Below are 22,432 nucleotides of genomic sequence, written 5' to 3'. Positions count from 1 at the left end.
AGGCATGCCGACGAACCTGCCCGATGTAGTGCTCTGGTCCATACCGGCCTTCGTCCTGCTCACCGTCCTGGAGATGGCGCTCCACCACTTCCATCCCGACGAGGACGCCGCCGGGTACGAGACGAAGGACGCCGCCACCAGCATCACCATGGGGCTGGGCAGCCTGGTCTTCGACCTGATGTGGAAAGTGCCCATCGTCGCCATCTACACCGCGGTGTACGAGCTGACGCCGCTGCGCGTCCCGGTCCTGTGGTGGACGGTCCTGCTGATGCTGCTCGCGCAGGACTTCTTCTACTACTGGTCCCACCGAGGCCACCACGTCATCCGGATCCTGTGGGCCTGCCACGTGGTCCACCACTCCAGCGAGAAGTTCAACCTCTCCACCGCGCTGCGCCAGCCCTGGACCTCGCTGACCTCCTGGCCGTTCTATCTGCCGCTCATCGCGTGCGGCGTCCACCCGGCGGCGCTCGCGTTCTGCTCCTCGGCCAACCTCGTCTACCAGTTCTGGGTGCACACCGAGCGCATCAACAAGCTGCCCCGGCCCTTCGAGTACGTGCTCAACACGCCCTCCCACCACCGGGTGCACCACGCCTCGCAGGGCGGCTACCTCGACCGAAACTTCGGCGGCATCCTCATCGTGTGGGACCGCTGGTTCGGCTCGTTCGCCTCCGAGACCGTGCGGCCGGTCTACGGACTCACCAAGAACATCCACACGTACAACCCGCTGCGGGTCGCCACCCACGAGTACGCCGCCATCGCCCGGGACGTCCGCGCCGCGGGCAGCTGGAGCGAGCGCGCCGGGCGGGTCTTCCGCGGCCCGGGCTGGCAGCCGGCCGAAGCCGCGGCCCGTGCCGTGCCCGCCCTTGCACCCGCCCCCGTCGCCGCGCCCGCCCCGGAGCACACCGGATGAGGTACGCCCGGCCCCTGCTCGTCGCCTTCCTCGTCGCGTGCGCCGTCGACCTCGTCGGCGTACTCACCGGCCCCGAGTGGCTCCACCTCGGCGCCAAGCCGCTCCTGATGCCGCTGCTCGCCGGGTACGCCCTCGCCCGGCGCGGCCCCCGGCTGCTCATCGCGGCGCTGCTGTGCGGCTGGGCAGGCGACGTCTTCCTGCTGGCCGCCTCCGATCTCGCGTTCCTCGTCGGGATGGCCGGGTTCGCCGCCGGGCACGTCTGCTACCTGGTGCTGTTCGGCAAGGCCCGCGGGGCGCTGGGGCCCGGGATCGCGTACGCCGTCGTGCTCGTCGTCTTCGTGGCGCTGATCTGGGACGGGCTGCCGGGCGGGCTGCGCATCCCGATGGCCGGCTACAGCCTGCTGCTGACCGCGATGGCGTACCGCTCGGGCGTGCTCGGCCGGTACGCGGCCACCGGCGGGGCCCTCTTCCTGCTCTCCGACGCGCTCATCGCCACCGGCATCGCCGACTGGCCGCAGCTCCCGGCCCCCGGCTTCTGGGTGATGCTCACCTACGTCGCCGCACAGCTCCTGCTCACCCTGGGCGTCCTAGCCCCGGCCCGGGAGGAAGCCGGGCCGGGGGCGTACCGTGAAAGGAGTATCAGCATCTGAGATCAGCAAGGACCCCCACGCATGCGCGCCACCGTCATCCACGCCCCCCACGACATCCGCGTGGAGGAGGTGCCCGACCCGGTGATCCAGCAGCCCACCGACGTGGTGCTGAGGGTCCTGAGGGCCTGCATCTGCGGCAGCGACCTGTGGGCCTACCGGGGTGAGTCCGCGCGGCAGCCCGGGCAGCGGATTGGTCACGAGTTCCTGGGGATCGTCGAGGAGGCCGGGTCGGAGGTGCGCGGCTTCTCCGCCGGGGACCTGGTCGTCGCGCCCTTCGTCTGGTCCGACGGCACCTGCGCGTACTGCGCCGAGGGGCTCACCACCTCCTGCCCGCAGGGCGGCTTCTGGGGCTCGGTGGGCTCCGACGGCGGTCAGGGCGAGGCCGTCCGCGTCCCCTTCGCCGACGGCACCCTGGTCGCCCTGCCCGCCGCCGCGGCCTCCGACGACCGGCTGCTCACCGCGCTGCTGGCCCTGTCCGACGTGCTCGGCACCGGCCACCACGCGGCGGTCGGCGCCGGGGTGCGGGCCGGGTCGACCGTCGCGGTCGTCGGGGACGGGGCCGTCGGGCTGTGCGGGGTGATGGCCGCCAAGCGGCTCGGCGCGGAGCGGATCATCGCCCTCGGCCGGCACGCGGCGCGCACGGACATCGCCCGGGGCTTCGGCGCCACCGACGTCGTCGCCGAGCGCGGCGACGCGGCGGTCGCGGCCGTACGGGAGCTGCTCGGCGGCGAGGGCGCGCACTGCGTGATCGAGGCCGTGGGCACCGAGCAGTCGATGCGCACCGCCGTCGGCATCACCCGGGACGGCGGCGCGATCGGCTACGTCGGCGTCCCGCACGGCAGCGGCACCGGACTCGACCTGGGCGACATGTTCGGCCGGAACATCGCCCTGCGCGGCGGCGTCGCCCCCGTGCGCACGTACATCCCGGAACTGCTGCCCGACGTGCTGGCCGGCACCATCGACCCCTCGCCCGTCTTCGACCTGACCGTCGGGCTCGACGACGTACCGGCCGGCTACAAGGCGATGGACGGACGCACGGCGCTGAAGGTCCTCGTCAAGCCGTGATCCGGCGGCCCGGGGGCCCGCGTCGTGCGCAGGCCCCCGGACCCCGGCGTCACCAGCGCACGGCGTCCAGCGCGTCCACCACACCGGCCCCGTAGAAGCCGTTGCGCTTCTTGCCGCCCTCACAGACCGCGTCGGCCGTCCCGTCACCGTCGATGTCGTACGGCGCGTCGCACGCCTTCGCGTCCGCCTCCAGCGCCAGCAGGGCCTTGACCGCGGCGGGCGTGGCGTACGGGTGTTTCGACTCGATCAGGGCGACGACGCCGGCGACGTGCGGGGACGCCATCGACGTACCGGCCTTGTAGCCGTACTTGCCGCCCGGCAGCGTCGAGAGGATCAGCCCGCTCGTCGCCGGCGGCTCGGGCGTCTGGTAGACCGTCGAGTCGCCGCCCGGCGCGGCCACGTCGATGACGCCGTTCCCGTAGTTCGAGTACGAGGCCTTCAGGCCCTTCGCGCCCGTCGCCGAGACCGTCACGACGCCCGGGAGCATCGTCGGGATGTCCAGGCACTGCCGCGGGTCGACGGTCCGGCCGCCCGGGGTGGTGTCGTTCGGGCTGGTCGTGTCCTCGATCGAGTCCGCCGCGAGGTCCTCGGCGGAGTTGCCCGCGGCGGCGACGTTGACCGCGCCCCGGAGCTCCGCGTACCGGGTGGCCCGGTAGACGGCCTCGACCAGGGCACCCTGGTCGGGGTCGTTCTTGCAGTTGTACATCCACGGGTCGGTGTAGTAGCTGTTGTTGGTGACGTCGACCCCGTGGTCGGCGGCCCAGACGAAGCCGCAGACGACGGCCTCCGTGTAGAAGAAGCCGTCCGGGTTGCCGACCTTGATGCCGGAGACCTTCACACCCGGCGCCACGCCCGTCACACCGACGCCGTTCTTGGCCGCCGCGATGGTGCCGGCGACATGGGTGCCGTGGTCGCTCTCGCCGGGCTTCGGACGCCAGGCGCCCTCCGTGGTGTCGGGGGCGCCCGAGACGCAGTTCGCGGAGGCCGCGCGGTCGAAGTTCGGCGCGAGGTCGGGGTGGGTGTCGTCGACCCCGGTGTCGATGACCGCGACCGTCACCTTCGGGCTGCCCAGCGACCTGCGGTGGGCCTGGTCCGCCTTGATGGCCGGCAGGTCCCACTGGAGCGGTTCCATGGGGTCCTGGTCCGCCGTCGCCCTCGCCGCGGCGTCCTTCTCCTGGGCGGCGGTCAGCGGCTGGTCGACCCCGATGTCCTTGGTGGCCTGCGGCACGATCGGGTTGGTACGTGTGGCGCCCGCCGACTGGACGCCCCTGACGCGGCGGACCGTCTTCGCGAAGTCCGGGTTCTTCGAGTGGACGACCACGACCCCGATCCGGTCGTACGCGATCACCACCGTGCCGCCGGCCCGTTCGACCGCCTTGCTCACCTGCTTGACGGTGCCGGGACCGCCCTGGGTGTTGACGACGTACGACAGTTCCGGACCGTCCGCCGGGGCGGCGGAGGCGACGCCCGTCGGCAGGAAACCGAGGGAGGCGGTGAGGGCCAGTCCGACGGACAGCGTCAGTGCGCGCGTGCGTCCGGATCCCAGATGAGCCATGGGGTCTCCACTTCATCCGTGTCAGTGACCGGACCGGACACGGGTCGTGTTCGGTCGCGTACATGACCAGTGAAGCTAGCGCCGAACATCCCGGCACATCAATCGATTCGCGCGAACACGTGCACACCGGACCCCCCGAAGGGGTGACCGGGGGCAGAGGGGGATCCAAGTGAACCGCTTCGCCGTGCGTTGCGTGCCGTTGTCAGGGGAAGCGCACCAGCACCCCGATCACGAGGCCCCCAGTGAAACCGACCGCCGCCACCACCGCACCCGCGTCCCGAGGAGAATCCGTGGCCACCGAAGAACCGCCGCCCGAGGGCAGTGAGGACAACCACCCCGCCCAGCCCACGACCGAGGCGTTCCTCGCGGAGCAGAACAGCGCGGAATTCGGCGAACTCCGCCGCTCCCACCGCTCGTTCGCCTTCCCGCTGACCGTCGCCTTCGTCCTCTGGTACCTGCTGTACGTGCTGCTCTCCAACTACGCGGGCGGCTTCATGGGCACCAAGGTGTTCAGCAACATCAACGTGGCCTTCGTCTTCGGCCTCGCCCAGTTCCTCACCACCTTCCTCATCGCCTGGTTCTACTCGCGGTACGCCAACGCGAAGCTCGACCCGAAGGCCGAGGCCATCAAGTCCCGTATGGAGGCCGACGCATGAGCGCCGCGTACCACTCCCACACCGCCGTGACCCTCGCCGCCTCGTCCACCAGCGAGCACCGGCCGCTGATCATCACGCTGTTCGCCGTCTTCGTCGCCGCCACCCTCGGCATCACCGTCTGGGCCGGCCGCCAGACCCGCAGCGCCGCCGACTTCTACGCGGGCGGGCGGCAGTTCACCGCCTTCCAGAACGGACTCGCGGTCTCCGGCGACTACATGTCCGCCGCGTCCTTCCTCGGCATCGCCGGCGCCATCGCCCTCTTCGGCTACGACGGCTTCCTCTACTCCATCGGCTTCCTCGTCGCCTGGCTGGTGGCGCTCCTGCTCGTCGCCGAACCCCTGCGCAACTCGGGCCGGTACACCATGGGCGACGTCCTCGCCTACCGGATGCGCCAGCGCCCGGTCCGCACCGCGGCGGGCGTCTCCACCATCATCGTGTCGATCTTCTACCTGCTGGCACAGATGGCGGGCGCCGGAGCACTGGTCACCCTCCTCCTCGGCATCACCAGCGACGCCGGCAAGATCCTCATCGTTGCGCTGGTCGGCGTACTCATGATCGTCTACGTCACCATCGGCGGCATGAAGGGCACCACCTGGGTCCAGATGGTCAAGGCCGTCCTGCTCATCGCCGGCGCACTCCTGATGACCCTCATGGTGCTGTGGAAGTTCGACTTCAACGTCTCCGACCTGCTGGGCACCGCCGCCGAGAAGAGCGGCCACGGCTCCGCGTTCCTGGAGCCCGGCCTGAAGTACGGCGCCAACGGCACCTCGAAGCTGGACTTCCTCTCCCTCGGCCTCGCCCTGGTCCTCGGCACCGCGGGACTGCCGCACATCCTGATCCGCTTCTACACCGTGCCGACCGCCAAGGCCGCCCGTAAGTCCGTCAACTGGGCCATCGGCATCATCGGCGCCTTCTACCTGATGACGATCGCCCTCGGCTTCGGCGCCGCCGCGCTCATCGGTCCGAAGAACATCGAGAAGCCGGGCAACACGGCCGCCCCGCAACTCGCCGAATACCTCGGCGGGACCGGCACCACCGGCGGCGCGGTCATGCTCGCCGTCATCTCCGCGGTCGCCTTCGCCACCATCCTCGCCGTCGTCGCCGGACTGACCCTCGCCTCCTCGTCGTCCTTCGCCCACGACATCTACGCCAACGTCATCCGCAAGGGACAGGCCACCGAGAAGGAGGAGATGAGGGCCGCCCGCTGGGCCACCGTCTTCATCGGCGCCGCCGCGATCGTCCTCGGCGCCTTCGCCCGCGACATGAACGTCGCCGGCCTCGTCGCCCTGGCCTTCGCCGTCGCCGCCTCCGCCAACCTGCCGACACTCCTCTACAGCCTCTTCTGGAAGCGCTTCACCACCCAGGGCGCGCTGTGGTCCATCTACGGCGGCCTGGCCTCCTCCGTCATCCTGGTGCTGTTCTCGCCGGTCGTCTCCGGCAGCGAGAAGTCGATGTTCAAGGGCGTCGACTTCGCCTGGTTCCCGCTGGAGAACCCCGGCCTGATCTCCATCCCGCTCGGCTTCCTGCTCGGCTGGATCGGCTCGCTCCTGTCCAAGGAGGAGCCGGACAAGGGCAAGTACGCCGAACTCGAGGTCAAGTCCCTCACCGGCATCGGCGCCCACTGATCCGGTCCGCACGGGGCCGCGTCGTAGGGTCCTACGACGCGGCCCCGCCGCACCTCGTGCCAAACGGTCCCCCTCCGCCGTCACCGGTCTCGCGTAGGCTCGAAGGAGTCAGATACCGCTACCGGGAAGTCACCGGGGGAGGGGGCCCACCATGCTCATCGACACCTACGGCCGGGTCGCCACCGACCTGCGCGTCTCGCTCACCGACCGGTGCAATCTGCGCTGTACGTACTGCATGCCCGAAGAAGGGCTGCAGTGGCTGGCCAAGCCCGACCTGCTCAGCGACGACGAGATCGTCCGGCTCGTCTCCATCGCCGTCACCCGGCTCGGCGTCACCGAGGTCCGCTTCACCGGCGGCGAACCGCTGCTGCGGCCCGGGCTCGTCTCCATCGTCCAGCGCTGCGCGGCCCTGGAACCCCGCCCGAGGATGTCCCTCACCACCAACGGCATCGGGCTGAAGCGGACCGCCGCCGCCCTCAAGGACGCGGGCCTCGACCGGGTCAACGTCTCGCTCGACACGCTGCGGCCCGAGGTGTTCAAGACCCTCACCCGCCGCGACCGCCACCACGACGTGCTGGCCGGTCTGGAGGCCGCCCGCGAGGCCGGACTCACCCCCGTCAAGGTCAACACCGTCCTGATGCCGGGGCTCAACGACGACGAGGCCCCCGACCTGCTCGCCTGGGCCGTCGAGCACGGCTACGAGCTCCGCTTCATCGAGCAGATGCCGCTCGACGCCCAGCACGGCTGGAAGCGCGACGGCATGATCACCGCAGGCGACATCCTCGCCTCCCTGCGCACCCGCTTCGACCTCACCGCGGAGGACGACGACGAGCGCGGCTCCGCCCCCGCCGAGCGCTGGACCGTCGACGGCGGCCCGCACCGGGTCGGCGTCATCGCCTCCGTCACCCGCCCCTTCTGCCGGGCCTGCGACCGCACCCGGCTCACCGCCGACGGACAGGTCCGCACCTGCCTGTTCGCCCGAGAGGAGACCGACCTGCGCGCGGCCCTGCGCTCGGACGCGCCCGACGAGGAGATCGCCCGGATCTGGAAGGTCGCCATGTGGGGCAAGAAGGCCGGATCCGGCCTTGACGACCCGAGCTTCCTTCAGCCCGAGCGCCCGATGTCCGCGATCGGAGGCTGACCGGACGCGCCCTATGCGGACGCGGGGTGCGACTCCCACTCCGCCAGCGTCACCACGTCCTTGAGGAAGCCCCGCACCCCGAGGAACGAGGACAGGTGCTCGCGGTGCTCCTCACAGGCCAGCCACGTCTTGCGGCGCTCCGGCGTGTGCAGCTTCGGATTGTTCCAGGCCAGCACCCACACGGCGTCGGCCCGGCAGCCCTTGGCCGAACAGACGGGGGCGGCGGGGTTCTCGGCGGATTCGGGGGAGTTCACGGACCCAACCCTAAGACGCGTGCCCGGCAGGAGAAAAGGCGACGCCGGGCAGCCACGGGGGGAGCTGCCCGGCGTCGGTCCGTCGCTCCGACGGGGGATGCGGAGCGCCTGCAAAGTATGTCACGCACACCCTGCCGCGGTGCACTGGAACTTCATGATTGATCTGAGCTTTTCTTGAGCTTGGGCCCCTCGTGGACTCAGTCGTGCTCCTGCCCATCCGAAGACCGGAAACCGCGTCCGGACTGCGGTGAGGCCGGCGCCGGACCGGCCTCCAGCGCCGGGTGGGCGGGGGCGGGCAGTACGAAGGTCGAGGGCAGCGCCGGGCTGTTCTCGCGTCCCGCGTTGGCGATGACGACGGCCACGTACGGCAGCAGTACGCCGAGACCGAGCGCCACGAACGCGATGTGCCGCTCCACGTTCCACAGGACGGCCGCGGCCACCACCGACACCGTACGGACGCTCATCGAGATCACGTAGCGCCGCTGTCTGCCCCGCACGTCATCGGCGAGCCCCTGCCGGGCTCCCGTGATCCGGAAGACCTCCGCACCACCCTGTTTGCGCACCACGCGTCCCCACCAACCTTCCCCGGACCCGGACCGGCCGCTCCAACGCTACGCCCGGCATCCGGCGCTTACGAGACCGGGGCGCGCCGTATGCGTACATTGCGCCACTCGCCCGCCCGGACCCTCCCGACGTGCGGGCGGCCGTGCCCGAACCGAGACTAGGCGGGACATGCGCGACACCGCGTCGCTCGAGGAGGCAGCACATGGGCTGGTTGTGGGCAATCATCGTGGGCCTGGTGCTCGGTCTGATCGCCAAGGCGATCCTGCCGGGAAAGCAGCAGATTCCACTCTGGCTGACGGTCATCTTCGGCATGATCGGCAGCGTCCTCGGAAATGCCGTCGCCACCTGGATCGGTGTCAACGACACCAAGGGCATCGACTGGACGCGCCATGTGCTCCAGCTCATCGGCGCGGTGGTGGTGGTCGGTGTCGGCGACATGCTGTACGCCTCGCTGCGGGGCAACAGACAGCGCACCTGAACCACCCGGGAACCGGTGCGGCGGCCGGGCACGCACCACGCGTGCCCGGCCGCCGCATCCGTGTGCGTCAGACCCCCTGGCTGACCGAACTCATGTTGAAGTCCGGGATGCGCAGGGCGGGCATCGCGGCCCGGGTGAACCAGTCGCCCCACTCGCGCGGCAGGGTCTTCTCGGTGCGGCCCGCCTCGGTCGCCCGGGACAGCAGGTCGACCGGGGACTCGTTGAACCGGAAGTTGTTCACCTCGCCCACCACCTCGCCGTCCTCCACCAGGTAGACACCGTCCCGGGTCAGCCCGGTCAGCAGCAGCGTGGCCGGGTCCACCTCGCGGATGTACCAGAGACAGGTCAGCAGCAGCGCCCGGCCGGTCGTGGCGGCCACCATCTCCTCCAGCGACCGTTCGCCCCCGCCCTCCAGGACCAGGTTGTCGATCGCCGGAGCGAGCGGCTGCTTCGTCAGGGCCGCGGTGTGCCGGGTCGTCGTCAGCCGCTCCAGACGGCCGTCGGCGACCCAGTCCGTCCGGGCCAGCGGCAGCCCGTTGTCGAAGACCGAGCCGCCGTCCCCGGAGGAGTGCGCGATGACGAAGGGCGCCGACTCCAGGCCCGGCGCGTGCGGGTCGCTGCGCAGGGTCAGCGGCAGCGGGGCCAGCGTCTCGCCGAGCCGGGTACCGCCGCCCGGCTTCGAGAACACCGTGCGGCCCTCCGCCGCGTCCCGCGCCGTGGACGACCAGAGCTGGTAGATCAGCAGGTCCGCGACCGCGGTCGGCGGCAGCAGCGTCTCGTACCGCCCGGCGGGCAGCTCGATACGGCGCTCCGCCCAGCCGAGCCGCCGCGCGAGCTCCGCGTCCATCTCCGCCGGGTCGACGTCCTTGAAGTCCCGCGTGGAACGGCCCGCCCACGCCGAACGGGTGCGGTCGGGCGACTTGGCGTTCAGCTCCAGCGTGCCGTTCGGCTGGTCGTGGCGCAGCCGCAGCCCCGTGGACGTGCCCAGGTAGGTGGAGGTCATCTGGTGGTGGGCGAAGCCGTACAGCTCGCGCCCCCCGGAGCGGGCCCGCGCGAAGGCGTCCCCGAGGGCCGGGGCGAACGCGGCGAACACGTCGGAGTCCGTCTCGGCCGGCGCGTCCGTGAAGTCGGGCGACGCGGGCACCCCGGTGACCAGGGACTGCGCGTCCTCCGCCGGCCCGGCGGAGCGGGCGGCGGCCTCGGCGGCCCGGACCAGCGGCTCCAGGTCGCCGGCGGTGACTGCGGCCCGGGAGACCACACCTGAGGCGGCGCCCTCGGCGCCGTCGACCGTCGCGACGACGGTCACGGTCCGGCCCCGGGTGACCCCGTTGGTGGTGAGCGCGTTGCCGGCCCAGCGCAGGTTGGCCGACGACTCCTCGTCCGCGATGACCACACAGCCGTCGGCGGTGGACAGTTCGAGCGCCCGCTCGACGATCTCGTGCGGCTTGCTGACGCGGCTCATCGCCCGGCCTCCTGCGTCGTGTTGAGACTGTGCTTTCCCGGGGGGCACTGCATCCGATTGCGGCTGCGCCGCGGGCCGGACCCCCAGCCGGTTCCGTGGTCGCCGTTCATCGCCCGGCCTCCTGCGTCGTGTTGAGGATGTTCACGCCTCGGAAGAGGGCGGAGGGGCAGCCGTGGGAGACGGCCGCGACCTGGCCCGGCTGGGCCTTGCCGCAGTTGAAGGCGCCGCCCAGCACGTACGTCTGCGGGCCGCCGACCTTCTCCATCGAGCCCCAGAAGTCCGTCGTCGTCGCCTGGTACGCGACATCGCGCAGCTGCCCGGCCAGCTTGCCGTTCTCGATACGGAAGAACCGCTGCCCGGTAAATTGAAAGTTGTACCTTTGCATGTCAATGGACCACGACCGGTCCCCGACCACGTAGATCCCGCGCTCCACCCCGCCGATCAGGTCCTCCGTGGAGAGCCCGCCCGGGTCCGGCCGCAAGGACACGTTCGCCATGCGCTGTACGGGGACGTGGCCGGGGGAGTCCGCGTACGCGCACCCGTTGGACCGGCCCAGGCCCGTCAGCTTCGCGATCCGGCGGTCCGTCTGGTAGCCCACCAGCGTCCCGTCCTTCACCAGGTCCCAGGACTGCGCCTCGACGCCCTCGTCGTCGTAGCCGATCGTCGCGAGCCCGTGCTCCGCGGTGCGGTCGCCCGTCACGTTCATCACGGGCGAGCCGTACGCCAGCTTCCCCAGCTGGTCGAACGTGGCGAACGACGTTCCCGCGTACGCCGCCTCGTAACCCAGCGCCCGGTCCAGCTCCGTGGCGTGGCCGATCGACTCGTGGATGGTCAGCCACAGGTTGGACGGGTCGACGACCAGGTCGTACGTCCCCGCCTTTACGCTCGGCGCCCGCATCTTCTCGGCCAGCAGCCCCGGGATGCCCTCCAGCTCCGCGGCCCAGTCCCAGCCGGTCCCGGTCAGGTACTCCCAGCCGCGCCCCACCGGCGGCGCGATGGTGCGCATCGAGTCGAACTCACCCGTCGACGCGTCCACCGCGACGGCGGTGAACTGCGGGTGAAGCCGGACCCGCTGCTGCGTGGTGACCGTGCCCGCCGTGTCCGCGTAGAACTTGTTCTCGTGCACGGCCATCAGCGAGGCGTCCACATGCGCCACGCCCTCCGCGCCCAGCAGCCGCCCGCTCCACTCGGCGAGCAGCCCCGCCTTCTCCTCGGCGGGCACGTCGAAGGGGTCGACCTCGTACGCCGACACCCAGGTGCGCTCCCCGTGCGACGGCTCGTCCGCCAGCTCCACCCTCTCGTCGGAGCCCGCCGCCGCGATCACCTTCGCCGACAGCTTCGCCATCGCGACGGCCTGCGAGGCCACCCGCGCCGCCGCGTCCATCGTCAGGTCGACGCCCGAGGCGAACCCCCAGGCCCCGCCGTGCACGACCCGGACCGCGTAGCCGAGGTCCGTGGTGTCGGACCCCCCGGCGGGCCGGGCGTCCCGCAGCCGCCAGGTGGCACTGCGCACCCGCTCGAACCGGAAGTCGGCGTGCGCCGCCCCGAGCGCCCGCGCCCGGGCCAGCGCCGCGTCGGCGAGAGCCCGTAGCGGAAGCGCCAGGAACGACTGATCTACCTCATGGGGCACGGGCGGCCTCTCCTTCGCGGTCACATACCCTCGGATCGTTTACGAGGCAGTGAAGCACGGCACGCGCCCCCTCGTGCCGAATCCCCCGGGGCGACCCGGGCCGCGGACTGTAGGAACCCGACAGTGCCCGGCCGAAGGCCCTGTCAGGGGCCGATTCTCCGCCGCGCGGGCGGTACCGATAGGTTTTCGAGGTACCAGACCGCTATCGAAAGGGTGATCCGTTGAGCCGCTCGGTTCTCGTCACCGGAGGAAACCGGGGCATCGGCCTCGCCATCGCCCGCGCTTTCGCCGACAACGGCGACAAGGTCGCGATCACCTACCGTTCCGGCGAGCCGCCCGTCGCGCTCACCGAGGCCGGTGTCCTCGCGGTCCGTTGCGACATCACGGACCCCGAACAGGTGGAGCAGGCCTACAAGGAGATCGAGGAGAAGCACGGCAACGTGGAGGTGCTGGTCGCCAACGCCGGTATCACCAAGGACCAGTTGCTGATGCGGATGTCCGAGGAGGACTTCACGTCCGTACTCGACACCAACCTCACCGGCACCTTCCGGGTCGTCAAGCGTGCCAACCGCGGCATGCTGCGCGCCAAGAAGGGCCGCGTCGTCCTCATCTCCTCCGTCGTCGGCCTCCTCGGCTCGGCGGGCCAGGCCAACTACGCGGCCTCCAAGGCCGGTCTGGTCGGCTTCGCCCGGTCCCTGGCGCGCGAGCTCGGTTCGCGGAACATCACTTTCAACGTCGTCGCGCCCGGCTTCGTCGACACCGACATGACGCAGGTGCTCACCGAGGAGCAGCGCAAGGGCATCGTGGCCCAGGTGCCGCTGGCGCGTTACGCGCAGCCCGAGGAGATCGCCGCCGCGGTGCGCTTCCTCGCCTCCGACGACGCGTCGTACATCACTGGAGCCGTCATCCCCGTTGACGGCGGATTGGGCATGGGTCACTGATCACCATGAGCGGAATTCTCGACGGCAAGCGCATCCTCATCACCGGGGTGCTGATGGAGTCGTCCATCGCGTTCCACGCCGCCAAGGTGGCCCAGGAGCAGGGCGCGGAGGTCATCCTGACCGCCTTCCCGCGGCCCACGCTGACCGAGCGCATCGCCAGGAAGCTCCCCAAGCCCGCCAAGGTCATCGAGCTGGACGTGACCAACCAGGAACACCTGGACCGCCTCGCCGGCCTGGTGCGCGACGAGCTGGGCTCGCTGGACGGTGTCGTGCACTCCATCGGCTTCGCGCCGCAGGACGCGCTCGGCGGCAACTTCCTCAACACCCCGTTCGAGTCGGTCTCCACGGCGATGCACGTCTCGGCGTTCTCGCTGAAGTCGCTCGCCATGGCGTGCAAGCCGCTGATGAGCGAGGGCGGCTCGATCGTCGGCCTCACCTTCGACGCGCAGTTCGCGTGGCCGCAGTACGACTGGATGGGCCCGGCCAAGGCCGCCCTGGAGGCCACCTCCCGCTACCTCGCCCGCGACCTGGGTCCGGACGGCATCCGCTGCAACCTGGTCTCGGCCGGACCGCTCGGCTCCATGGCCGCCAAGTCCATCCCGGGCTTCGACGGGCTCGCCGACGTGTGGAACACCCGCGCGCCGCTCGCCTGGGACATGAAGGACCCGGAGCCGGCCGGCCGCGGCATCGTCGCGCTGCTCTCGGACTTCTTCCCGAAGACCACCGGCGAGATCATCCACGTCGACAGCGGCGTGCACATGATGGGCGCCTGACCCTCAGGCCTGTACGTTCCGACCGCGCACCGTCCCCGGAATCCTCCGGAGGCGGTGCGCGGCCGTTTCTCCCCCCGGGTACGCCCGTGCCGCCCTCAGGTCGAAAAGCCGGACGATCCACCGCAGAATGTGGATGAACCGGGCATCCGGTCGGACATGGGGAGGAGATCGCTGTGCATCGCACACATCACCGGACCCGGTCCCTGCTGGCCTCCGGCGCGGTGATCGCCGGACTGCTCGTCCCGGCCGGCCTGTACGCCGCCGGACACGTCGGAGCCACCGGAGCGGCCGCGCCCCCGGCGCCGAGCCCCGAACCGGCCGGCTCCGAGTGCCGTACGTCCGTCGACGGCTCCCGGGTCGTCGCCTACTGTCACAACCCGTACCCCACGGCCGACCGCGTCCAGCTGCACACCGAGTGCGCCCGCTGGTGGGACGTGGACGCGGACTCCAAGCCGGTGACGGTCAGGCCGGGGAGCACGGTGCGCCTGGCCGACCGCTGCTGGAAGGAAGTCGCCTCCGCCTGGGTCACCCACAGCGCGGCGGCCAAAGCCTAGACCCGGTCCGCCAGGCAGGTCAGCGCGTGGCTCGCGGCCTCCGTCGCCGCCGTCTCCGCGTCGCCCGCGCGGATCGCCTCGACGAGCCGGCTGTGGTCCATGTGGTTCTCCGGCCGCAGCTCCTGGCCCACGTCGCCCCGCAGGTAGTCCCGCAGCAGGTCGCCCAGGTCCGCGTAGAGCCCCGTCAGCACGTCGTTGTGGGAGGCGGCCACCACGGCCAGGTGCAGCGTCGCGTCGGCGGCCACGAACGCCTCCGCGTCACCGGCCGCCCAGGTCTCCTCGCGCCGCCGCATCAGCGCGTCCAGCTGCTTCAGGTCCCGGTCGGTGCGCCGGACCGCCGCCAGGCGCGCCGCCGACGACTCCAGGGTCGAGCGCAGCTCCGCGATGTGGCGCGGGTCCGCCGAGGCGAACCGGCGGTGCATCACCCCGGCCAGCTCGCTGGTGGCCACCACATAGGTGCCTGAGCCCTGCCGGATGTCGAGCAGGCCGTTGTGCGCGAGCGCGCGGACCGCCTCGCGGACGGTGTTACGGGCCACCCCCAGCTGCTCGACCAGCTCGGGTTCGGTCGGGATACGGGAACCCACCGGCCACTCGCCCGTGGTGATCTGGTTCCTCAGCTGGGCAATCACCTGGTCGGCGAGTGCCGAACGCCGCGTGGACGTCAGCGCCATGGTGCTCCTCGGTCGCAACTTCTCATGGGCCCGGATCTTCTCAGGACCCGGATCTTCTCAGGGCTCGGTGGGCGGACGGAATGGACAACCAATCATCCCATGATTCTATGATGGCCTCATGCGTGACGACGAGACGACTCCCCAGACCGCGACCGGGACCCTGAGTCCCGGCGCCCCGGCAGCCACCCGCGCCGACGCCCCCGCCCCGCGGACCGGCCCCGCGCCGTGGACGCTGCGCCTGGTCACGATCGGGCTCGTCCTCACCGCGCTCAACCTCCGCCCCGCCATCACCAGCCTCGGCGCCCTCCTCGAAGAGGTACGGGACGGGCTGCACATGAGCGGCAGCGTCGCCGGTGTCCTCACGTCCGTGCCCCCGCTCTGCTTCGCGGTCTTCGGCGTCATGGCACCCCGCCTCGCCCGCCGCTTCGGACCCGGCGCGGTGGTCTGCGCGGGCATGGTCGCCATCACCGCGGGCCTGGTGATCCGGCCCCTGGTCGGCGGCACCGCGGGCTTCCTCGCCGCCAGCGCCCTGGCCCTCATGGGCATCGCCGTCAGCAACGTCCTGATGCCGGTGATCGTCAAGCGCTGGTTCCCCGACCGCGTCGGCTCCATGACCGGGCTCTACTCCATGGCCCTGGCCCTCGGCACCTCGCTCGCCGCCGCCGTGACCGTGCCCCTGACCGACGCGATGGGCGGCAGCTGGAAGGCCGGCCTCGGCATCTGGGCCGTGCTCGCCGCCGCCGCGATCCTGCCCTGGATCCCGCTCGTACGGGCCCGGGCCACCGCCCACGACCCGTCCTCCGGCGGCCGGGCCGCCACGGCGCAGCCGCAGGCCCCGGAGCTCCGGATCACCCGCAGCAGGACCGCCTGGGCGCTCGCCTGCTTCTTCGGCCTCCAGGCCACCGCCGCCTACATCACCATGGGCTGGATGCCGCAGATCTTCCGGGACGCCGGGGTCTCGGCGGGCACGGCCGGCGTGCTGCTCGCGCTCACCATGGCCATGGGCGTCCCGCTTGCCTTCGTGATCCCGCGCGTCGCCGCCCGGATGCGCACCCAGGGCCCGATCGTCGTCTTCCTCGGCGCCTGCGGCCTCACCGGCTACGCGGGCCTCTACCTGGCGCCCTCCGGCGGCGCCTGGGCCTGGGCGCTGCTCCTCGGCATCTCGAACTGCGCCTTCCCGCTCGCCCTCACCATGATCGGCATGCGGGCCCGCAGCGGCGCCGGAGTCGTCCGGCTGTCCGCGTTCGCCCAGTCCACCGGCTACCTGATCTCCATCCCGGGACCGCTCCTGGTCGGCGTGCTCTACCAGCACAGCGGCGGCTGGGGACTGCCCATAGCGCTGATGGCCGCCCTGATGGTGCCGCAGATGGTCATGGGCGTCCTGGCCGGGCGGGACCGGACGATCGAGGACGAATCCTGAGATGCGAGACTGGGACCATGTCACCTGTGCTCGATCCGAATCCCCAGAACGGTCAGAAGAAGCTGCTCCTCGTCTTCGGGGCCATGCTGCTGATCACGGTCGTCGTCGGCGTCATCGCCTCCATCGCCTCCCCGTGACACCCCGGCCCCGGCGACGGTGGTGCTAGCACCCCCATCCCCTAGGGGGCCAGGGTCAGGGGGAAGTGGGTGGGTCACCGGATGGGCCCGGCGCCCCCGCGTCCGTAGGTTCTGAGTTACGGAATCCACGGACCACGGAGGCGGACATGCCGGCCCTCACGCACACCCGGCCCACCCATCAGGAGGCGAGCGGTGTCGACGTCCGGCTGCCCTGGTGGGCCATCGCGCTGCCCGCCGTCGCCTTCGCCGCGCTCCTGCTGCTCATCGCCGGACCGGGGCAGGCGCACGCGGCCACCGGCGAGTCGGCGACCGGCCAGTTGCTCCGGCACGTCGTGGAGCTGCTGACCCGCTGACGCCCGGCACGGGCGAAGGCTCCAACCCCCTGCGCCAGCTGGCCCGTTTCATGCGAAGCTGAGATGTATGAGCGCCGATACACCTCGCAGGATCGTCCTTCTCAGGCACGCCAAGGCGGAATGGTCGCAGGAGTCCGACCACGAGCGGCCGCTGGCCGAGCGCGGCCGAATGGAGGCCCCCATGGCGGGCCGCAAGCTCGCCGATTCCGGGATCGCCTTCGACCTGGCCCTCTGCTCGACCGCCGTGAGAACGCGGGAGACGTGGAAGCTGGCCGTGCACGAGATGCCCGAGCGCCCGAAGACCGTGTACGAGGAGCGGCTCTACGACGCCTCGCTCGGCGAGCTGATCGCCCTGGTCGACGAGACCCCGGACGACGTCACCAACCTGCTGGTCATCGGCCACAACCCCGGCATGCACGCGCTCGCCGACGCCCTCTCCGGCAGCGGCGATGGCGACGCGCGCTCCCGGATGGCGCGCGGCGGCTTCCCGACCGCCGCCTTCGCCGTCGTGGAGTTCTCCGGCCCCTGGAAGACCGTCGAACACGGCGTCGGCCGGCTCGCCGAGTACTGGACCCCCAACGACTGACCCGTCGACCCGTCGCCCATACGGCAAGGGCCCCGGCGCGCACCACGCGGTGCACGCCGGGGCCCTTGCCGTATGGGCTACTCGACGAGGCCGTCGGCCGCCTCGACCTCCTCGCGGGTGACGCCCAGCAGATAGAGCACGGTGTCCAGGAACGGCACGTTCACCGCCGTGTGCGCCGCCTCGCGGACGACCGGCTTGGCGTTGAAGGCGACCCCGAGCCCCGCGGTGTTCAGCATGTCCAGGTCATTGGCCCCGTCACCGATCGCGACCGTCTGCGCCAGTGGCACCCCCGCCTCGGCGGCGAAGCTCCGCAGCAGCCGGGCCTTGCCCGCCCGGTCGACGATGTCCCCGGTCACCCGGCCCGTGAGCTTCCCGTCGACGACCTCCAGCGTGTTGGCCGAGGCGAAGTCGAGCCCCAGCCGCTCCTTCAGGTCGTCGGTCACCTGGGTGAACCCGCCGGAGACGACGCCCACTTGGTAGCCGAGCCGCTTCAGCGTACGGATCAGCGTCCGGGCCCCGGGCGTCAGCCGTACCTCGGAGCGGACCTTGTCCACCACCGACACGTCGAGCCCCGCGAGCAGCGCCACCCGGGCGTGCAGCGACTGCTCGAAGTCCAGCTCGCCGCGCATCGCCCGCTCGGTCACCTCGGCCACCTGCGCCTCGCAGCCGGCGTGGGCCGCGAACAGCTCGATGACCTCGTCCTGGATGAGCGTCGAGTCGACGTCCATCACGACGAGCCGCTGCGCCCGGCGGCTCAGCCCCGCCGAGACGACCGCCACGTCCACCCCGATGCCCGCCGCCTCCGGCGCCAGCGCGGAGCGCAGCTCCTCGGTCCCCGTACCCGACACCGCGAACTCGACCGCGGTCACCGGGTACTTCGCCAGCCGGAAGATGCGGTCGATGTTCCCGCCGGTCGAGGTGATCCGGGCCGCTATGGCCGCCGTCGACTCCGCGGTCAGCGGGTGACCGAGCACCGTGACGTGCGAACGGCCGTCGCCGCGCGGCCGGTTGTCGCCCGTACCCGAGATGATCTCGGCCTGGAGCTTCAGCGAGTCCGCCCAGCTGTGCACGGTGGCCCGCAGGTCGCCCTCGGTCGTCCCGCCCGCGGTGGGGGCGGTGACCAGCGCGCACAGGACGATACGGCCCCGGGTGACGACCTGCTCGATGTCGACCACGTCGACCGAGTAGGCGGCGAGGGTGTCGAAGAGGCCCGCGGTTATCCCGGGGCGGTCCTTCCCGAAGATCTTCACGAGAAGGGTCGGTACGTCCGGACCCTGCCGGGACGCGGCGGGCTCGGGAGACAGGGCGGGCTCAGGGGGCCGGGATGCGCTCATGGTGCCCCCACCGTATCGGTCCGCGTGTTCTCCCCGGCAGCCCGTCCCGAGTGCCGGACAGCCCGCCGGCACGCACCGGTCCGTCCGCTTTTCGCCTGGCTGCGCAGGTCTCGGTGAGGTCACCCCCGGGCGTCCGGCTTTCGTATCGGGGACTGGTCCTGGAATAGTTCCCCACGATGTTCAGCATCCCTAGACCCCCTGCGACGGGGGTGACACGGGGGACAACTAGTGGGGCGCGGAGTGCCGGAACTCGTACTGGAATTGAATGGCAGGACCTGGACGCTCGATCCGTCCAGGTCGTACACCCTGGGACGTGATCCGCAGGGGGACATGACGATCGACGACGCCAGAGTGTCGTGGCGGCACGCCACGATCAGCTGGAACGGCCGCAGTTGGTTCATCGAGGACCACGGCAGCACCAATGGCACGTACGTGCACGGGCAGCGGATCCACCAGATGGAGATCGCGGCCGGCTCGGCGGTGAACCTGGGCAACGCCACCGACGGGCCCCGGCTAAACCTGAGCGCCGCGGACGTCTACAGCGGCCGGGCCGCCGGGCCCGCTCAGCCGCAGCAGGCCCCGCCTCAGCAGCCGCAGCAGGGCGGCCCCGGCCGGCAGCAGCCGGCCCCGCAGCAGCCCGTCCCGCCGCAGCAGGGCTGGCAGCAGCCCCAGCCGCAGCAGCCGCACGTGCCTCAGCAGGGCGGGGCCCAGCCACCGCCCGGTCCCGGCACCGGCGGTCCTGCGGGGGCGGCGCCGGTCTACGGGGACCGCAGCCCGACCACGTTCCACCAGCTGGCGCTCGGCCGGGTGATGCGGATCGGTCGTGCGCTGGAGAACGACCTGGTCGTCTCGGACCTCCAGGTCTCCCGGAACCACGCCGAGTTCCACGCGACGCCCGACGGCCGCTTCGAGATCCGCGACCTCGGCTCGCACAACGGCACGTACGTCAACGGCCAGCCGCTCACCAAGTCCGGCTCGGCACTCATCGGCCCGAACGACATCGTCGGCGTCGGTCACTCGACCTTCCGGCTCGTCGGCGACCGGCTGGAAGAGTTCGTCGACACCGGTGAGGTCTCCTTCGCGGCCCGCCACCTCACGGTCACGGTCGACGGCGGCAAGCAGATCCTCAGGGACGTCTCGTTCGGCGTCCCGGAGAAGTCGCTCATCGGCGTCATCGGCCCGTCCGGTTCCGGGAAGTCCACCCTGCTCAAGGCGCTCACCGGCTACCGGCCCGCCAACCAGGGCGACGTCCTCTACGACAACCGGAACCTCTACAAGCAGTTCGCCGAGCTGCGCCAGCGCATCGGTCTGGTCCCGCAGGACGACATCCTGCACAAGGAGCTGACCGTCACCCGCGCCCTGAAGTACGCGGCCAAGCTCCGCTTCCCCGCGGACACCACCGAGGCCGAGCGCCAGGCCCGGATCCACGAGGTCCTCACCGAGCTCAAGCTCGACGTGCACAAGGACAAGAAGGTCACCTCGCTCTCCGGCGGCCAGCGCAAGCGCGTCTCCGTGGCGCTGGAGCTGCTCACCAAGCCGTCGCTGATCTTCCTGGACGAGCCGACCTCCGGCCTCGACCCGGGCATGGACCGCGACGTCATGCAGCTGCTGCGCGGACTGGCCGACGACGGCCGCACCGTCCTGGTCGTCACGCACTCGGTGGCCGAGCTGGCGATCTGCGACAAGCTCCTGGTGATGGCGCCGGGCGGCGCCGTGGCCTACTTCGGCCCGCCGGACGAGGCGCTGAACTTCTTCGGCTACACCACCTGGGCCGACGTCTTCTCCGCGTTCGAGAACTACCGCGACTACGACTGGTCGGGCCGCTGGCGCGGTTCGCAGCACTACCAGATGTACGCGGCCGACATCGACGCCGTCGCCGTGCAGTCCGTGCACATGCCGCCGCCGCAGCAGATGCGCCCGCCCAAGCCGCAGGGCTGGGGCACGCAGCTGTGGACGCTGATGCGCCGCTACGTGTCGGTGATCGGCTCCGACAAGGGCTTCATGGGCCTGATGGTGATCCTGCCCGCGGTGCTCGGCATCGTCAGCGTGGTCATCCCGTCGGACTTCGGCCTCGCCCCGCCGAAGCCGCCGCACAAGTTCAACGGCGACGCCGGAACGATCATGCTGATCCTGGTGATCGGGATGACCTTCTCCGCCGCGGCCAACTCCGTACGCGAGCTGATCAAGGAACGCGTCATCTACGAACGGGAACGGGCCACCGGCCTCTCCCGCTCGGCCTACCTGATGTCCAAGGTGATCGTGCTCGGCGTGATCACGGCCATCCAGGGCGTCATCATCTGCGGCATCGGCTTCGCCACCCGCGACCTGCCCGCCGAGGGCCTGATCATGCCGCCGGCCGTCGAGCTCTGCCTGACGATCATCGCGCTCGGCTTCACCTCGATGATGTTCGGCCTGGTGATCTCCTCGCTGGTGAAGACCTCCGAGAAGACCATGCCGCTGCTGGTCATGTTCGCGATCGTCCAGGTCGTCTTCACCGGCATCCTCTTCCAGGTGTACGGCTCGCCCGGCCTGGAGCAGTTCGCCTGGCTGATGCCGTCCCGCTGGGCCATCGCGGGCGCGGGCTCCACGCTCGACCTCGCCCACCTCATGCCGCCGTGGGACGCGAGCAACCCCACGGACCTGGACCCGCTCTGGGAGCACTCGGTGAGCCAGTGGGGGATCAACATCTCGGTGCTGCTGTTCATCGGCGTCGTCTGCGGCTTCGCCGTGGCGCGGCTGCTGCGCCGCCACGAGCCCGAGGTCATGCGCAAGTAACCGGCCCGGACACGCGCCGGAGGGCGGCACCCCGCGCGGGGTGCCGCCCTCCGGCGTTCTGTCACCGGCCGTACGGATCGCGGTGGATCAGTACGCGCTGTTGACGTTGTCGATCGAGCCGTACTTGTCGGCGGCGTAGTTGGCCGACGCGGTGATGTTGGCGACCGGGTCGTACTGCGTGTGCGGGGTGCCGGAGACGTGGTAGTAGTCGAAGGTCGGCTTGATGATCTGCAGCAGACCGATCGACGGCACGCCGTTCTGGGCGTTGATGTCCCAGTCGTTGATGGCGTTCGGGTTACCACTGGACTCGCGGATGATGTTGCGGTGCAGGCCCTCGTACGTGCCCGGGATACCCTTCTCCTTCATGATGGCCAGGGACTCACGGATCCAGCCGTCCAGGTTGTTGCCGTACATGTGCGTACGGGCGGAGGAGCGGCTGGCGGTCTGGTGGCCGCGCGAGGACTTCTTGTGGGACTCGGCCTTGCTGTGCGCCTTGGCCTTCGCCTTCTTCAGCTTGGCCTTCTTGGCCTTCGTCTCGGCCTTCTCCTTCACCGCGGCGGCCTTCTCGGCCTTGGCGGCGTCGGCGGCCTTCACCAGCTTCTCGGCGGTCGAGTGCTGCTGGATGACGCTGTCCTGGATCGCACGGGCCTGCTTGGAGCTCGCGGAGTCGAAGATGACCGGGGCTGCGGAGAGAGCCTGCGGTTCGGTCTCGGCCTCGGCGTGACCGGGCACCAGGGACAAGGAGATGGCAGCGGCGGCGACGGCGGAGACGCCGGCGGCGGAGAGCTTCTGGGTCTTGTTCAGGTTACGGAGACGACCGGTGATGCGGGACGCGGACATACAGGCTTACCTCTTCGAAATTCGGGGGGTCCTCACGGAGGACGAAGACGGGAGCGAC

At 71.0% G+C, this 22,432-nt stretch carries 23 protein-coding genes; 15 read left to right on the top strand and 8 right to left on the bottom strand.

The genetic code is table 11. The features are described 5' to 3' along the window. The first annotated feature begins 4 nt into the window (after positions 1-4). The 3 genes from OG242_RS05825 to OG242_RS05815 are packed head-to-tail and all read left to right on the top strand — an operon-like array spanning position 5 to position 2,625. Complete coding sequence (locus OG242_RS05825) at positions 5-910, top strand: sterol desaturase family protein (RefSeq protein WP_405897116.1); 906 nt, start codon at positions 5-7, stop codon at positions 908-910. After that, positions 907-1,560, top strand: a complete 654-nt coding sequence (locus OG242_RS05820) for a lysoplasmalogenase (protein ID WP_405897115.1) — start codon at positions 907-909, stop codon at positions 1,558-1,560. Before OG242_RS05825 ends, OG242_RS05820 begins: the two co-directional genes overlap by 4 nt. 21 nt (positions 1,561-1,581) lie before the next feature. Next, on the top strand, positions 1,582-2,625 hold the full coding sequence (locus OG242_RS05815; protein WP_405897114.1) for a zinc-dependent alcohol dehydrogenase family protein: 1,044 nt from the start codon (positions 1,582-1,584) through the stop codon (positions 2,623-2,625). A gap of 49 nt (positions 2,626-2,674) precedes the next feature. On the opposite strand, the gene OG242_RS05810 is transcribed toward OG242_RS05815, so the two are convergent. Further along, positions 2,675-4,180, bottom strand: coding sequence for a S8 family peptidase (locus OG242_RS05810; RefSeq protein ID WP_405897113.1), 1,506 nt, complete (start codon positions 4,178-4,180; stop codon positions 2,675-2,677). A 290-nt stretch (positions 4,181-4,470) separates the two neighbouring features. Between OG242_RS05810 and OG242_RS05805 the strand changes: the two genes are divergently transcribed. The 3 genes from OG242_RS05805 to moaA all read left to right on the top strand — a co-directional run bounded on the left by OG242_RS05805 (position 4,471) and on the right by moaA (position 7,602). After that, complete coding sequence (locus tag OG242_RS05805; RefSeq protein ID WP_405897112.1) at positions 4,471-4,836, top strand: DUF485 domain-containing protein; 366 nt, start codon at positions 4,471-4,473, stop codon at positions 4,834-4,836. After that, positions 4,833-6,461: a cation acetate symporter gene (locus OG242_RS05800; RefSeq protein ID WP_405897111.1), complete on the top strand. Its 1,629-nt coding sequence runs from the start codon at positions 4,833-4,835 to the stop codon at positions 6,459-6,461. Before OG242_RS05805 ends, OG242_RS05800 begins: the two co-directional genes overlap by 4 nt. A 151-nt stretch (positions 6,462-6,612) precedes the next feature. Then, on the top strand, positions 6,613-7,602 hold the full coding sequence (gene moaA / locus OG242_RS05795; protein WP_405897110.1) for a GTP 3',8-cyclase MoaA: 990 nt from the start codon (positions 6,613-6,615) through the stop codon (positions 7,600-7,602). Positions 7,603-7,613: 11 nt separating this feature from the next. Here moaA and OG242_RS05790 read toward each other — a convergent pair whose 3' ends face one another. Further along, entirely contained in the window at positions 7,614-7,856 is a 243-nt protein-coding gene (locus OG242_RS05790) for a hypothetical protein (protein ID WP_405897109.1), read from the bottom strand. A gap of 197 nt (positions 7,857-8,053) precedes the next feature. After that, positions 8,054-8,422, bottom strand: coding sequence for a DUF3099 domain-containing protein (locus OG242_RS05785; protein WP_405897108.1), 369 nt, complete (start codon positions 8,420-8,422; stop codon positions 8,054-8,056). Between the two features lie 200 nt (positions 8,423-8,622). On the opposite strand from OG242_RS05785, the gene OG242_RS05780 reads away from it, so the two are divergent. Beyond that, positions 8,623-8,898, top strand: a complete 276-nt coding sequence (locus tag OG242_RS05780; protein ID WP_093709444.1) for a GlsB/YeaQ/YmgE family stress response membrane protein — start codon at positions 8,623-8,625, stop codon at positions 8,896-8,898. Between the two features lie 67 nt (positions 8,899-8,965). Here OG242_RS05780 and OG242_RS05775 read toward each other — a convergent pair whose 3' ends face one another. Together OG242_RS05775 and OG242_RS05770 are read right to left on the bottom strand one after the other, a co-directional pair. Beyond that, positions 8,966-10,360 carry a metallopeptidase TldD-related protein gene (locus OG242_RS05775; RefSeq protein WP_405897107.1) on the bottom strand — a complete coding sequence of 465 codons (1,395 nt, stop codon included), beginning with the start codon at positions 10,358-10,360 and terminating at the stop codon, positions 8,966-8,968. A 106-nt stretch (positions 10,361-10,466) separates the two neighbouring features. Next, positions 10,467-11,990, bottom strand: a complete 1,524-nt coding sequence (locus OG242_RS05770; RefSeq protein ID WP_405897106.1) for a TldD/PmbA family protein — start codon at positions 11,988-11,990, stop codon at positions 10,467-10,469. A gap of 221 nt (positions 11,991-12,211) precedes the next feature. Here OG242_RS05770 and fabG point away from each other — a divergent pair, with 221 nt between their 5' ends. The 3 genes from fabG (at position 12,212) to OG242_RS05755 (ending at position 14,258) form a co-directional block, all read left to right on the top strand. Further along, positions 12,212-12,931 carry a 3-oxoacyl-[acyl-carrier-protein] reductase gene (gene fabG, locus OG242_RS05765; protein ID WP_405897105.1) on the top strand — a complete coding sequence of 240 codons (720 nt, stop codon included), beginning with the start codon at positions 12,212-12,214 and terminating at the stop codon, positions 12,929-12,931. A gap of 5 nt (positions 12,932-12,936) precedes the next feature. Further along, complete coding sequence (fabI, locus tag OG242_RS05760; RefSeq protein ID WP_405897104.1) at positions 12,937-13,704, top strand: enoyl-ACP reductase FabI; 768 nt, start codon at positions 12,937-12,939, stop codon at positions 13,702-13,704. Positions 13,705-13,877: 173 nt separating this feature from the next. Beyond that, positions 13,878-14,258, top strand: a complete 381-nt coding sequence (locus OG242_RS05755) for a hypothetical protein (protein WP_405897103.1) — start codon at positions 13,878-13,880, stop codon at positions 14,256-14,258. Here the strand turns inward: OG242_RS05755 and OG242_RS05750 are convergent. Beyond that, on the bottom strand, positions 14,255-14,929 hold the full coding sequence (locus tag OG242_RS05750) for a FadR/GntR family transcriptional regulator (protein ID WP_405897102.1): 675 nt from the start codon (positions 14,927-14,929) through the stop codon (positions 14,255-14,257). The two genes, OG242_RS05755 and OG242_RS05750, sit on opposite strands and share 4 nt — an antisense overlap. Positions 14,930-15,047: 118 nt before the next feature. Here OG242_RS05750 and OG242_RS05745 point away from each other — a divergent pair, with 118 nt between their 5' ends. The 4 genes from OG242_RS05745 (at position 15,048) to OG242_RS05730 (ending at position 17,425) form a co-directional block, all read left to right on the top strand. Beyond that, entirely contained in the window at positions 15,048-16,349 is a 1,302-nt protein-coding gene (locus OG242_RS05745) for a CynX/NimT family MFS transporter (protein ID WP_405897101.1), read from the top strand. Between the two features lie 26 nt (positions 16,350-16,375). Next, positions 16,376-16,486 (top strand): SGM_5486 family transporter-associated protein, encoded by a 111-nt coding sequence (locus OG242_RS05740; RefSeq protein WP_018553371.1) that lies wholly within the window; start codon positions 16,376-16,378, stop codon positions 16,484-16,486. Positions 16,487-16,632: 146 nt separating this feature from the next. Beyond that, the gene (locus OG242_RS05735; protein ID WP_405897100.1) at positions 16,633-16,839 is read left to right on the top strand and encodes a hypothetical protein; all 207 of its coding nucleotides are present in this window, start codon (positions 16,633-16,635) and stop codon (positions 16,837-16,839) included. 67 nt (positions 16,840-16,906) lie between these two features. Next, positions 16,907-17,425 (top strand): SixA phosphatase family protein, encoded by a 519-nt coding sequence (locus tag OG242_RS05730; RefSeq protein ID WP_405897099.1) that lies wholly within the window; start codon positions 16,907-16,909, stop codon positions 17,423-17,425. A 77-nt stretch (positions 17,426-17,502) separates the two neighbouring features. Here OG242_RS05730 and serB read toward each other — a convergent pair whose 3' ends face one another. Next, on the bottom strand, positions 17,503-18,759 hold the full coding sequence (gene serB / locus OG242_RS05725; RefSeq protein WP_405897098.1) for a phosphoserine phosphatase SerB: 1,257 nt from the start codon (positions 18,757-18,759) through the stop codon (positions 17,503-17,505). 228 nt (positions 18,760-18,987) lie between these two features. Here serB and OG242_RS05720 point away from each other — a divergent pair, with 228 nt between their 5' ends. After that, on the top strand, positions 18,988-21,534 hold the full coding sequence (locus OG242_RS05720) for an FHA domain-containing protein (protein ID WP_405897097.1): 2,547 nt from the start codon (positions 18,988-18,990) through the stop codon (positions 21,532-21,534). An 87-nt stretch (positions 21,535-21,621) separates the two neighbouring features. On the opposite strand, the gene OG242_RS05715 is transcribed toward OG242_RS05720, so the two are convergent. Beyond that, positions 21,622-22,374: a transglycosylase SLT domain-containing protein gene (locus OG242_RS05715; RefSeq protein WP_405897096.1), complete on the bottom strand. Its 753-nt coding sequence runs from the start codon at positions 22,372-22,374 to the stop codon at positions 21,622-21,624. Positions 22,375-22,432: the final 58 nt, after the last annotated feature.

Origin of the sequence: Streptomyces sp. NBC_00727 (assembly GCF_045161745.1) — a bacterium.
GTDB lineage: Bacteria > Actinomycetota > Actinomycetes > Streptomycetales > Streptomycetaceae > Streptomyces.
Note: the sequence above shows the minus strand (reverse complement) of the source record. Positions and strands in the feature narration are given on the sequence as shown.

Coding starts and splice junctions, on each gene's coding strand:
- OG242_RS05825 (WP_405897116.1), top strand. CDS start 5: ATGCCGACGAACCTGCCCGATGTAGTGCTCTGGTCCATACCGGCCTTC.
- OG242_RS05820 (WP_405897115.1), top strand. CDS start 907: ATGAGGTACGCCCGGCCCCTGCTCGTCGCCTTCCTCGTCGCGTGCGCC.
- OG242_RS05815 (WP_405897114.1), top strand. CDS start 1,582: ATGCGCGCCACCGTCATCCACGCCCCCCACGACATCCGCGTGGAGGAG.
- OG242_RS05810 (WP_405897113.1), bottom strand. CDS start 4,180: ATGGCTCATCTGGGATCCGGACGCACGCGCGCACTGACGCTGTCCGTC.
- OG242_RS05800 (WP_405897111.1), top strand. CDS start 4,833: ATGAGCGCCGCGTACCACTCCCACACCGCCGTGACCCTCGCCGCCTCG.
- moaA (WP_405897110.1), top strand. CDS start 6,613: ATGCTCATCGACACCTACGGCCGGGTCGCCACCGACCTGCGCGTCTCG.
- OG242_RS05780 (WP_093709444.1), top strand. CDS start 8,623: ATGGGCTGGTTGTGGGCAATCATCGTGGGCCTGGTGCTCGGTCTGATC.
- OG242_RS05775 (WP_405897107.1), bottom strand. CDS start 10,360: ATGAGCCGCGTCAGCAAGCCGCACGAGATCGTCGAGCGGGCGCTCGAA.
- fabI (WP_405897104.1), top strand. CDS start 12,937: ATGAGCGGAATTCTCGACGGCAAGCGCATCCTCATCACCGGGGTGCTG.
- OG242_RS05750 (WP_405897102.1), bottom strand. CDS start 14,929: ATGGCGCTGACGTCCACGCGGCGTTCGGCACTCGCCGACCAGGTGATT.
- OG242_RS05745 (WP_405897101.1), top strand. CDS start 15,048: ATGCGTGACGACGAGACGACTCCCCAGACCGCGACCGGGACCCTGAGT.
- OG242_RS05735 (WP_405897100.1), top strand. CDS start 16,633: ATGCCGGCCCTCACGCACACCCGGCCCACCCATCAGGAGGCGAGCGGT.
- OG242_RS05730 (WP_405897099.1), top strand. CDS start 16,907: ATGAGCGCCGATACACCTCGCAGGATCGTCCTTCTCAGGCACGCCAAG.
- serB (WP_405897098.1), bottom strand. CDS start 18,759: ATGAGCGCATCCCGGCCCCCTGAGCCCGCCCTGTCTCCCGAGCCCGCC.
- OG242_RS05715 (WP_405897096.1), bottom strand. CDS start 22,374: ATGTCCGCGTCCCGCATCACCGGTCGTCTCCGTAACCTGAACAAGACC.